Genomic DNA, 11,436 nt, shown 5'->3' on the forward strand with positions numbered 1-11,436 from the left:
CAAAGCCCGTGATGCCGGATTATTTCCCCTTGAACGTGTCCATGGCTCTGTTCGCTCCCATATTCGCGACAATCCAGTCCTGAATTCCTACGGGGAAGAGTTTCACATATTTAATGAGCCGCACCATGAACGGCATCACGACGTAGGCTTTATCCTTTTTCACGCCCTGCAGCACCCGCGCCGCGACGTATTCGGGGGTGAGAACGGGGTTGAAGATGAACGGCTTGAACCCCTTGAACATGCCGGTGCTTATCACGTACGGGCACACGCAGGTAAGCTTGACGCCGGTGTGTCCGAATTTCTTGAGCTCCAGCCGCAGCGAATCGGTGAAACCCACTTCCGCGAACTTGCTGGCGCAGTAATCGGACAGGTTGGGCATCCCCAGGAAACCGGCCGACGAGGCGATGTTGACGATATGGCCGTCGTTGCGCACGACCATGGCGGGAAGAAACGCCTGGGTGAGGATTATGGTGCCCATGAAATTGATGTCCATCGTGCGCTTCACGTCCTCGTATGAAAGATCGAGGAAGGGCTTGCCCGCCACGACGCCCGCGTTATTCACGAGTATGTCGATCCTGTCGAACTCCTTCCGTATCTCCTTCGCGACGCCGTCTACCATCTTCTTGCTGGACACGTCGCATACGTAGCTGCGCGCCTTCACCTTGAGCGCGGTGCATTCCCGTTCCGTCTCTTCGAGCCGGCGTCTATCGATGTCGATGAGGGCGATGTTCGCCTTTTCACGCGCGAAATTAAGCGCCATGAGCCTGCCGATGCCCGCGGCCGCGCCCGTGATCACGACGTTCTTACCGGTGAGTGTTTTCATTCAAGCCATCCATGTTTGTGCGTAGTTCGGGAAGTCAGCGCGGGTGATTATCCGGAGAGAATCGAGTTCCGGTCAAGCCTAAATAGATATGCCGGCATGATTAAATGACCGGCAAGCGAATCGGAACGAAAATATCCCAAATGATTTGGGCGGGGGCCGATATTCTCACGCACCGGAAACAAAAATATTTCCGGTGCGCGCATGGACCGCTCTACTTGGCAAGCCCCAGGTTCTTGTCGATCTTGAGCTTATTGACCGCGAGTATCTCGGCCGTCTCGACGCGCAGGAGCTTGATGAAGAGCTCGTAGGTGTCGGTCCTGGCGTAGAGCTTCCCGGATATTATGAGCTTGGCGCCCAGCATCTTGCCGATCTTCGCCGCGCCCTCGTCGTCGATAAGCCCCGTCTGCTGCAGCTCGAGCTCTTTCAGGATTTTCTGCATGTCCTTGCGCTCGACCACCTTGAACAGCTTGTTGCCCTGGAGCGAATGCCCCATCTGTTCGGTGAAATACTCCGCGTTGACGGCGAGCGCATCGCTCACCGCGGCGAAGGGCGCGATGCTCGTGGGCGTTCCCTGTTCCAGGTTGAGCGAGGAGTAATCGACGAGTTGGAGAATCGACATGTCGAAAAGCTTCCTGAGCGTCTCCTCGTTTTTTTCGTCTTCGAGCTTCTTCGCCTGGAAGAATTCCTCTCCCATGTCGATAGGCTGGTCGGAAACGTATGAAAGCTCTTCCTTCGCAAAGCGCATGATTATCGTTTCAAGCTTGTCGGTGGTGAAGTTGGAACCGGTGTGGTGGCTCACGCTTCCCTCCTTTCCCCCCGCGCTCTCGCCCTTCTCACCGTAGGTCAGGAAGATGTACTTCGCGTAGGTGTACTGCGATATCTGGCGGAGAATGTACTCGCCCATGAGCGGAAGTCCGCCGGTACCCACGGTGAATATCTTTATCCCCGCGGCGCGTGCGTCGCGCGCGGCGCCCGCATAGGTGTACTCCTGCCCGTAATCGAGGTGCGGGGGCGCGTCCGTAATTATCAAGGATATCCGGATGCCGTCCGGGTTCCACTTGATCTTGCCGATAAGATCGGCGAGCGCTCCCTGCAGGTCCTCGGGTTCGTCGCCGCCGCCGCTCGCCTCGACCTTGTCGAGCTCGCGCTTGAAGGCGTCCATGTTGTCGGTGAGCGGGATCACCTGCGTGCGGTACTCCTCTTCGTCCTTGTCCTTATACAGCACCATCCCGAACCTCACCGCGGGTTTCGCGGGAAGCGCGGTAAGATTGAGCTTGATGATCTCAATGGTGTCCTTGAGCCGGGCGATCTCCTCGCCCATGCTCCCGGTCGTGTCCATTACGAAGACTATATCGAGGGGCACATTTTTCTGCGCCGTCCTTGGGGCGTCCAGTGCGATCGGTATCTCGCGCTTCCCCTGGCGGTCGACCGCGATCTCCTTTTTCCCCGCGGACGAGGTCACCTGGACCTTGTATGCGATATATTTCTGATCGTATTCAGAGGGGAAAAACAGGTAGGTGCCGTCGGCATAGGTTTTTCCCCAGCAGAGCTTGTCACGGTTTCCGTATATTTCAACGTGGGCGTTCGCGACCGGCTTGCCGGCGGAATCCTTCACCCGGAAGATGATTCTTTCCTGGATATTGAGCGGGTACTTGCTGACCTCTCCGGCGTACTTGTTCAGGAAGTTCACGAAGTAATTGAACTGCTTGTTGTCATCCGCGAATCCGGCCTTGAGGCCCGAGGTCGTGGGCGCCGATTCCTTCGGGCGCACGGTATCCGTCATGCCGGAGGGTTCTTTCGGTTTCGATTCGTCCTTCCGAAATCCGTCGGCTTTCGTCGTCTTCGCGGCCTTGTCGTCCCTGAGTCCCGTCGTCGGTTCTTCCGCGTGCTTTTCACCGTCCGATGGCCTCGCGGCTTTCGGTTCCGATTTTTCCGTCTTGCCGGTGCGATCCGTGTCCGATCCCAAGGATTCGTCGATCATGCCGGAAGCCCCTTCTATCTTCTTGCCGCGGTCGTCACTTTCTCCGCCCTTGGGGGCCTTGCCGCCGCCCCCGAGCGATGAACATCCCACCGCAATCGCCAGCACCGTTACCGCGATAAGTGTGCTTACCCGCTGCCTCATAATGAACCTCCGCTTTCTTTGCTGTTATTCATTGAGTCGGGAAACCGTGCCCGTGTTACGGTTAAATTATCAGAAATAGAAATTAAGGCTCAATCCAACCGCGAGGGACCGGTTGAAACTAAGGTCGTTTGCGTCGCCGCCGTCGGCGATTATCGTGAGGGGCCGGTCCCCCCGTTATTTTAATTGTACGCGATCGTGTCGTCAAGCAGCGACGAATGGATGCGAACGAAAATGTCGTACATTTCGTCGGAATCGAGCGCGCTGAAGGGGATCTCTTCCCCGTCCTGGAACTCGACAAGCACGCCCTTGTCCTGGTCGAGCGATACGTGGAAGCCCTCGAGCACCTTCTTCGTGTCCTCGTGCAGCTCCTTTATCTCCAGTTTCTTGTTATAGGTAGTGCCCGCGTCGAGCAGGCTTTCGGTAATCATACCTTCCATCTCCGAGCGTATCAGTTCGAGCAGGTAGGTGACGTTGTCGAGTTTTTTAAGTATCGTTTCGGTCCGGTTCATGTGGGCTCCTTGGGTATTCATTGCGGCAGAATGGGGCACGAACGGGGAATTGTCAATGTAATATAGGGACGGGCAGTATCGGACCCCCTGCTTCCCGATGCGCGAATAAAAAGCGGTCTCTTGTTGCCGGTGAACAGCAGTGACATCAAAATAAGCGCACCCGTCCTCCCGCATGCTTTAGCAGGCTGCGGGAGGACGAGATGAAATGGACGCCGCCGTAACTATTTTCCGATGCGCGGTTCCCCGCGTGCGCGAGACGCACGAGTTCCACGCCGACGGCCTAGACCGCGTGCTCCATGACCCTGTTCAGGCGCTGCACGAACTCCGCCGGGTTTTCCAGCTTCACCCCCTCGATGAGCATCGCCTGCTCGAGCAGGAGGAAGCTCACGTCGCGAATGCGCTCGTCGTCGCTCATGCCCTCGAGTCCCTTGATGATCGCATGGTTGGGATTGATCTCGAGTATGGGCTTCACCTGCCCTCCTTCCATGTGCCCCATGGCTTTCAGGATGCCCTGCATCTGCACCGTGGGATCGGACTGGTCCACGACGATGCAGGAAGGCGATCCCGTGAGACGGGTGCTCGCCTTGACGTCCTTGACGCGGTCTTTGAGAATATCCTTCATCTTCTGGATGAGCGGCTCGGCGGATTTTTCTTCCTTGAGGTCCGATTCGCTCTTTAAATCCTCGGCGGCGTCGCTCCGGTTTACGGACTTGAGCTCCGTGTCTTTGTACGAATGCACGTAAGAGATCACGAGGTCGTCGAGCTCGTCGTCGGCGATGAGGACTTCGATGCCCTTATCACGGTACATCTCGATGAGCGGCGACTGCCTCAGGTTCGATTCGCGCTCGCCGGTGATGTAGTAAATGTTGTTCTGGTCCGGCTTCATGCGGCCCTTATACGCCGCAAGGCTCGTGTAGCCGTCCACCGCCGTGGATTTGAAGCGTACGAGATCCATGAGGGTTTCCCGGTTTTCGTGGTCCGCGTAGAGCCCTTCCTTGAGCGGCCGGCCGAACTGCGCGTAGAATTCCGCGTATTTTTCCTCATTTTCCGCGAGCTTCTGGAACTCTCCAAGTATCTTCTTGACCGAGGTCGAGCGGATCTTCGCGAGCACGCGGTTCTGCTGGAGTATCTCCCTGCTCACGTTGAGGGGCAGGTCCTCCGAATCGATGATCCCCCGCACGAAGCGGAGATAGACCGGGATGAGCTCCTTGTCGTCATCGGTGATGAAGACGCGTTTTACGTACAGCTTCACCCCCGGCTTGAAATCCGCGAAGTAGAGGTCCATGGGCGCCTTCTTCGGGACGAAGAAGAGCGTCGTGTAGTCCATGGTTCCTTCCGCGACCGTGTGCACGTAGAGGAGCGGGTCGTCGGCGTCGTGAGAGATCACCTTGTAGAACTCGTTATAGTCCTCGTCCTTGAGCTCGTTCTTGGGCTTTTTCCACAGCGCGGTCCCGTCGTTGATCCGGTCGATCCTGGGTTCCCTGATCTCCTTGCGGTCCTTTCCCTCTCCCTCCCACCGGCTATCCTCGTAATGGAGGTAGATGGAAAAGGGGATGTGATTGGAGTATTTCTTGATGATCCGCTCGATGCTGTACTTGTTGGTGAATTCCTTCCCCTCTTCGTTCAGGTGAAGCGTCACCGTCGTGCCCTGGGAATCCCGCGTGTCCTCGGCGATCTCGTATTCGCCCCTGCCCTCGCTCGTCCAGCGCCAGGCCTTCTCCTCTCCCGCCTTGCGGCACACCACGATGACGCGGTCCGCGACCATGAACGAGGAATAGAATCCCACCCCGAACTGCCCGATAAGGTTCGCGTCCTTGCGCGCGTCGCCGGAAAGCTGTTCCACGAAGCCGCGGGTTCCGGAGCGCGCGATGGTGCCCAGGTTTTCCATGAGGTCCTGCTCGTTCATGCCTATGCCGGAATCGGCGATGGTGAGCGTGTTCGCCACCGTGTCGAAGGAGATATCAACGCGGGGATCGAAAGAGATGCCCCGGTACGCGTCGTCCGTATACGTGAGGTACTTGAGCTTGTCCAGGGCGTCGGACGCGTTCGATATGAGCTCGCGCAGGAATATCTCCTTGTGGGAATAGAGCGAGTGGATGATGAGGTGGAGAAGCTGCGCCACCTCGGTCTGGAATTGATGCTTCGACATTGTTCGTCCTCCTGGTCTGATAGTGCCTTATGTTGAATAGAATGAATTCACTGCCGGCAGAGAGCCGGCCTGCAAACTAATCATACAAAATATTTTCCTTGCCGTAAAGCGCACCGGGCGGGCCCGGGAGGAATTTTTTTACGCGATCCTGCCGGCCTGTCAAGTTTTTTGCGGGTACTTTTTTAATCACCGATAGGTGCGTGAAGGAACGCCCGGCGGGCGCTGTCACACGTCCACGCATACGATGCACACGTCGTCGTCGAATTCCGTGCCGCCGCGGAACCGTACGAGCCGCTCGTGGAGCCGCTCCATAAAGCGGCCGCTCCGTAAGCCCGATAATTCCAGGAGTACCTGCTCCATCCCGTTGTCCTCGAATACCCGCTTCCTGTCGCCGAGCGGGGAGGCCTCGATGAAGCCGTCGGTGAAGACGACGAGCTTGCTGCCCTGTTCGAGGACGCATGAGGAGTTCTGGTAGTGCTTTCCCCGGGCATGGAGGTCGTCGTTGTTCAGGATTGCCAGCGGCATGCTGCGCTTGTTGGTGAGCCTGGTGATGCCGCCGCTTCCTATCACGATCGGCTCGTGATGGCCCGCCGCCGCGTACACGATGGTTCGTTCGACAGGGTCGAAAATGCCGTAGAACGCGGTCACGAAATTTCCCGCGATCTGGTCGAAAAGCATCGCGTTCATGTGGAGAAGCAGGGCGGCCGGGTCCTCGCGGCGTTCGCCCGCTTGAAGAACCACGCTTTTGATCATCGACGTAATGAGCGCGGCGGGAACGCCGTGTCCCGAAACGTCGCTTATGAACAGCCCGATCTTCGGGGGGAAACCGATCTCGAGAAAGTCGTAGAAATCCCCGCCGACGAGCTTCATGGGAAGGTAGATGAAGCTTATCGCGTCGATGGGACTCCGGGACGGGATCATGCGCTCCTGGATGCGCTTCGCCATTTCAATCTCGCGCGTCATGATTTCGGCCTGATCCCGGAGCTTGTTGCGCTCCCCCTGAAGTTCGCTGGTGCGCTCGTTTACCCGCGCCTCGAGATGCTGGGCGTAGTCCTCGATCTCCCGCGAAAACCGCTCAACCGTCTTGAACGATTTTGCGGTGCGCATGGAGATGACGAATGATTGCGAAAAAATGAATACGAACAGGCCGAAGGGAAGGAGAAAGGTCGTATGGATAACCATCTGCGCATGGAGGATATCGTTCGCCATGGCAGTGAAGAAAAGCATGAATCCCAGGAATAAGATCACCGCGCCCTCACGCTTTCTGACGATCGCCCTGACAAACACGAACACCATGTAAACGCTCACCACCAGCGCGATGGAATGGTAAAGCGTAAGCGCGTTTGCGAAGATGTATGCCGGGCTCAGCCATACGAGCAGCGCGAAGGCAATCGAGATGATCATGGATCCGCGCACGACCCTCCTGCCCATCTCCTCGGGAAACAGCGAGCGGGTGAACAGGACGAAGAACGCCCCAATGGCAAGCGAAGAATACTCGAGCCGTATCTCGAGCTCCCACGGAAGGTCCGGCAGGAAGGAGTAGATGATGCGCTCGTTCATGAGGACCGCGCGCAGGGACATGAGGAGGCAGAAAATACCGAACCAGAACGACGCATGATCCTTTCTCCAGAGCGCGAACAGGGAGAGGTGGTACAGCCCGATAATGAACAGGCTGCCGAACACGAAGAGATCCAGGGAGAGCTGGGCGCGCATATGCCCGGTAATCTGTTCCTCGGTACCCAGGAGCAGGCTGCGCACGATGCCCGCCATCCTGTGACTGTGGTTGGAGACCTGAACCGTTACGACGAATTCGGGTCGATCCACCCTGAAGCTTGCCGTCCGGGGATGGTTGAGGGGGCGCTCCCCGCTGGCGGTCTCGGAGACCTGCCCGATATCCATGATCACCCGGTCATCGATAAGGATCCTGCTGGCTATGGGGATTTCCCTGGTCTTTATCGTCAGCATCGAATCCCGGCCGTCGGTCGCCACGCGAAGCCGGTAGGTCGCGCATCCGAACGGTTTTAAGGCGGATGGCACGCTGTCCATGCTGTGCCAGGCGCCGGGGACCCTGGTGAAATGGTTGGAGGCCGCCTCCGGATCCCCCGCGGCTGACAGCGTGCCCCAGTTGAGCGCCCACTCGCCGTCAAGAGCCACGGGTCCGCGCGCGGCGAAGTCCCATGAGCCCAGGTCAATACGTCCCCTGACCCCCACGGGTATTTCTCCAGCTTCCGGCCCGGAGCACGAAATTACGAACGCGGACAGGAGAATAAGGCCGGCGCATGTACTACGGATTAGTGTCATTTCAGGTACGGTCCGGAGACGATCCCTTCTCTATCAGGAAACATATAATTGTCAAGCAGTGCGCGCGGGACCATGAATTTTCTTGCCACGGCGGTTATTCAGAATATTTCCATCCCTTGAGGTAGTAGGTATACAGCACGGGACAGTCGAAGGTATTGACGCGTACGGGATTTTCTCCGGAGTCCCGGGGAAAATGAAGCGCCGCGAGGAAGCTCGCGCGCGCGTAATACCGGAGCCCAGCGGGCCCCTCGCCCGCCTTTTCCGGGTCGATGACGCTTTCCGACGCGAGATTGAACCCCCAATCCCCGAAGCTCGGGACCATGACATGGTAAGGAAGCACGTGGGGAAACACCTGCCGCAGGGTCGACGAGACGCACCAGAACGCGTCACGCGCCGAGAGCGGCGACGTGGACTGCGTCACGAACACCCCGCCTTCCGTGAGCGCGCGTTTCACGAGCCGGTAAAATTCGACGGTATAGAGCTTTGAGATGGTTTCGTCGTGCGGGTCCGAAAAATCCGCGATGATGCAGTCGTATGTTCCCGGATCCCCGCGGAGATAGGCATAGGCGTCGCCGGTCACGACACGCGCCCGCGGGTCGTGCAGGGAGCCGGCATTGATCCTGACAAACGATGAATTTTCCCGGGCGAGCATAATCATCTCAGGATCGAGCTCGACCAGGACCGCGCGCGTCACCAGGGGGTCGCGTAGCGCCTCGCGCAGGGCGAGACCGTCACCGCCCCCCAGGATGAGCACACTCTTCTCACGCGCACCCAGGAGCGCAAGCGCGGGGTGCACCAGCATTTCGTGGTAGCGGTACTCGTCGGATGTTGAAAACTGTAGCGATCCGTCCAGGTAGAGCCGGAAATCGTCGCCGCCGCGTGTGAGCACGATCTCCTGGCAGCGGGATCTCCTTGAAAATACGATGTCGTCCGCGTACAGGCGCTGCTGGAGCGCGTGTGTGATCTCGCCGGAGAAGACCGCGAGGATGAGGAGAAGGGCGATCGCTGCCAGGGGAAAAAGCGCATCGGACCTCCTCTTTCCCGGGTAGTCGACATACGCGATGAGCGCGACGGCGGCCCCGATATTCATCACGCCGATGACGATCGAGGTGAGGAAGCGCCCCAGGTGCGGAAACATGAGGAGGGGGAACAGGAGCGATCCCGCGAGGCCGCCCATGTAATCGAGCGCGAGGACGTTCGCGATCACCGCCTTGAGCTCGCCGTGGCGTTTAAGGGCGCGCACCAGGAGCGGTATCTCGAAACCGACCATGCCGCCGATCACCGCGACGAAAAACACGTGCAGCGCATAGTACGAGGCCGTGAATGAAAAAAAGAAGTTGAGGCACAGGACCGATACGCCCCCGGTAAGTCCGAGCGCGGCCTCGATAAAAATAAACGCCCGAACGATCCCTTCTTCGAGGAAGCGGGAGAGATACGATCCCGCCCCCATGGCGAACAGGAACACGCCGATCGTGATCGAGTACTGTGACACCGGGTTTCCGAGCAGGTAGGTCGCAAGCGACCCGAGCACGAGCTCGTACACGATGCCGCAGAGCGACGACAGGAAGAGCGCACACAGGAGAAGCTTCTGCTCCGCGGCGGCCCGGCGCGCGGTCACTTCGCCGGTTTCACGGGTGCGGGTTTCTCGTCGGACCTGACGTCGGCCTTGCTCTCGACAGCGGCGGATTTAATCACCGATGCGCCCGTCTGGCTCGAGGGCGAGCTTATCACCGCGGCCACGATGATCGATATCCCCAGTATGATCGCGCCTATGATGATGGCGAGCGAAACGTTCTGGTCCACCTCGATTTCTTTCTTGATCGAGAAGGGAGAGAAAAGCTTTACCAATAAAAAGCCCACTCCCATCAGTGCGATGCCCAGCATCGAGAAAATCGCGGTCTCGATTGCGCCCACGAGTACATGGTTCCATTCCATAGTCTGCTCCTTTAGATCAGTTATAGTGAATCCGGCATTGTGCACAGTGTCGTGATGCTTCCGGGAGCCGATGCAACCGGTAGTTCTCCCGAACGCGAATGGACGGTTTTGTGCCTGTTCGGGTTAAGTGTACCGATGCGCACGAGTCCCGTCATTGAACCGTTTATTTTCCCGAGCGCATCCCCCCGGAGACGGGTCCGCCCGTACGCATGCCCGGGTAATAGGTCGATCCCACCCGGAGCGATTTTCTCTGCTCGCGCATCCTCTGCATATAGTACGTGCCGGCCCGGTCGTACCCCACGAGATAGTTCGAGAGCGCGAATCCGCCGCCCAGGAGCACAAGACCGACTATGAGACTGCGTATCATGCGATTCCTCCTACCCGTCCACCGGGAACGGAAGCTCGTTATATTTTCGCGATTTCGCGCGATTGTAGAGCATAAGCACGCCGAGCACGCCTAAAATGATGGGAAAATACAGCGAGCTCTTCATTCCCCGGGAAAGCCCCACGCTTACGGATTCGGTCTTTCTCGGCTTTTCGCTGAAAAGTGAAAGGTAGACATAGTAATTGCCGGGGTCCTGCATCACGAAGCTCTTGGAAAGACTGGTGTCGGACTCATGCCAGTAGCCCTCGCTGTCGGTGCCATCCTCGTCCCAGAAGTCCCCCTGAAATACGTACGATTCGACGGGGTCGGGCTGGAACTCGATGTCGTCAAGCGCGTCGTTCACCGCCTTCGCGTGCTCCCGGTCGATCGTGGGGGCGAGCGCCTTCAGCCGGTCCTCCGCGATGAGCATGACGCGGAATGACTGCCACTCGCGTGAGAGCTGCTGCACCGACTGGTCGGCCGTGATGCTGAACTCGTAGAGGTTTTCCGGATCGTCGAGCGTCACCGGACCATACAGCACCTCGCTGTTGTAGACGGTCCCCTGTCCCTGCTCGGTCATCTTCGCGTTATCGGTTATGACGAGCCTGTTGTTGGTCACGCCCTCCACGCGGGTTCCCGAGGCGCACCCGCGCACGATGAACCCGCAGGCGATCACGCTCATGGCGAGGTAGAGCCATGCCTTGTTCCGATAGGATTTGCGCGCCTTTATAGTGCTTTCGTACTGTTCGAGGTACTCGTCCTTGCGGAATGCCTGGAGAACCGCCTTGTACGCGAGCTTCTTCCCGGAGGAGATGGATACCTCCCCCTCCGACTGCTCGATGGTGAAATACGTGCCGCCGTTCTTGAAATCGTACACCGTCATGGGCTCGCCGAGCTCCGGCCTCCAGGTGAGCTCGCCTTCATGGAAGACGATACGCGCGACGAAACCGCGGTTCTTCGTGATGCTGCGTCCGTCGAATTCGAAGGTATTGTTCGCCGCCTCCAGGTTGATCGATTGCGGGACGTAGTCTCCGTACAGGAATATCGCACCGTCCTCCTCGACGAACCAGTGGTAGCTTCCGTCTGCGGTGTTCACGGCGAGCCATTCGTCCCAGGTGGAGAGCTCGTATTCCTCTTCCTCCTGGTAGCGGATCCTTCCGATAATCTCGTACTCGATGCCGTCGATAACCCCTTTGAGCCCCAGCTTGAATACCGCGCTCACCCCTTCGGCCA

Annotated in this window: 9 protein-coding genes; all 9 read right to left on the reverse strand. The window is 58.3% G+C overall.

Features of this window, described 5'->3' with window-relative positions:
- Positions 1 to 19: 19 nt before the first annotated feature.
- Positions 20 to 823, reverse strand: coding sequence for an SDR family NAD(P)-dependent oxidoreductase (locus tag EPN93_11090; protein ID TAL35126.1), 804 nt, complete (start codon positions 821 to 823; stop codon positions 20 to 22).
- Positions 824 to 1,034: 211 nt separating this feature from the next.
- Complete coding sequence (locus tag EPN93_11095) at positions 1,035 to 2,945, reverse strand: VWA domain-containing protein (protein ID TAL35127.1); 1,911 nt, start codon at positions 2,943 to 2,945, stop codon at positions 1,035 to 1,037.
- 179 nt (positions 2,946 to 3,124) lie between these two features.
- On the reverse strand, positions 3,125 to 3,454 hold the full coding sequence (locus EPN93_11100) for a hypothetical protein (GenBank protein TAL35128.1): 330 nt from the start codon (positions 3,452 to 3,454) through the stop codon (positions 3,125 to 3,127).
- Between the two features lie 280 nt (positions 3,455 to 3,734).
- Positions 3,735 to 5,603, reverse strand: coding sequence for a molecular chaperone HtpG (gene htpG, locus EPN93_11105; GenBank protein TAL35129.1), 1,869 nt, complete (start codon positions 5,601 to 5,603; stop codon positions 3,735 to 3,737).
- Positions 5,604 to 5,828: 225 nt separating this feature from the next.
- Positions 5,829 to 7,904: a hypothetical protein gene (locus EPN93_11110; protein TAL35130.1), complete on the reverse strand. Its 2,076-nt coding sequence runs from the start codon at positions 7,902 to 7,904 to the stop codon at positions 5,829 to 5,831.
- 94 nt (positions 7,905 to 7,998) lie between these two features.
- Complete coding sequence (locus EPN93_11115) at positions 7,999 to 9,591, reverse strand: polyamine aminopropyltransferase (protein TAL35131.1); 1,593 nt, start codon at positions 9,589 to 9,591, stop codon at positions 7,999 to 8,001.
- Positions 9,519 to 9,839: a DUF350 domain-containing protein gene (locus tag EPN93_11120; GenBank protein TAL35132.1), complete on the reverse strand. Its 321-nt coding sequence runs from the start codon at positions 9,837 to 9,839 to the stop codon at positions 9,519 to 9,521. The genes EPN93_11115 and EPN93_11120 overlap by 73 nt, the downstream gene beginning before the upstream one ends.
- A gap of 163 nt (positions 9,840 to 10,002) precedes the next feature.
- The gene (locus EPN93_11125; GenBank protein TAL35133.1) at positions 10,003 to 10,206 is read right to left on the reverse strand and encodes a hypothetical protein; all 204 of its coding nucleotides are present in this window, start codon (positions 10,204 to 10,206) and stop codon (positions 10,003 to 10,005) included.
- 10 nt (positions 10,207 to 10,216) lie between these two features.
- The coding region (locus EPN93_11130) for a DUF4178 domain-containing protein (GenBank protein TAL35134.1) at positions 10,217 to 11,436 on the reverse strand (1,220 nt) is incomplete at its 5' end.

The organism is Spirochaetota bacterium (assembly GCA_004297825.1).
Taxonomy (GTDB): Bacteria; Spirochaetota; UBA4802; order UBA4802; family UBA5368; genus FW300-bin19.

Coding starts and splice junctions, on each gene's coding strand:
- EPN93_11090 (TAL35126.1), bottom strand. CDS start 823: ATGAAAACACTCACCGGTAAGAACGTCGTGATCACGGGCGCGGCCGCG.
- EPN93_11095 (TAL35127.1), bottom strand. CDS start 2,945: ATGAGGCAGCGGGTAAGCACACTTATCGCGGTAACGGTGCTGGCGATT.
- EPN93_11100 (TAL35128.1), bottom strand. CDS start 3,454: ATGAACCGGACCGAAACGATACTTAAAAAACTCGACAACGTCACCTAC.
- htpG (TAL35129.1), bottom strand. CDS start 5,603: ATGTCGAAGCATCAATTCCAGACCGAGGTGGCGCAGCTTCTCCACCTC.
- EPN93_11110 (TAL35130.1), bottom strand. CDS start 7,904: ATGACACTAATCCGTAGTACATGCGCCGGCCTTATTCTCCTGTCCGCG.
- EPN93_11120 (TAL35132.1), bottom strand. CDS start 9,839: ATGGAATGGAACCATGTACTCGTGGGCGCAATCGAGACCGCGATTTTC.
- EPN93_11125 (TAL35133.1), bottom strand. CDS start 10,206: ATGATACGCAGTCTCATAGTCGGTCTTGTGCTCCTGGGCGGCGGATTC.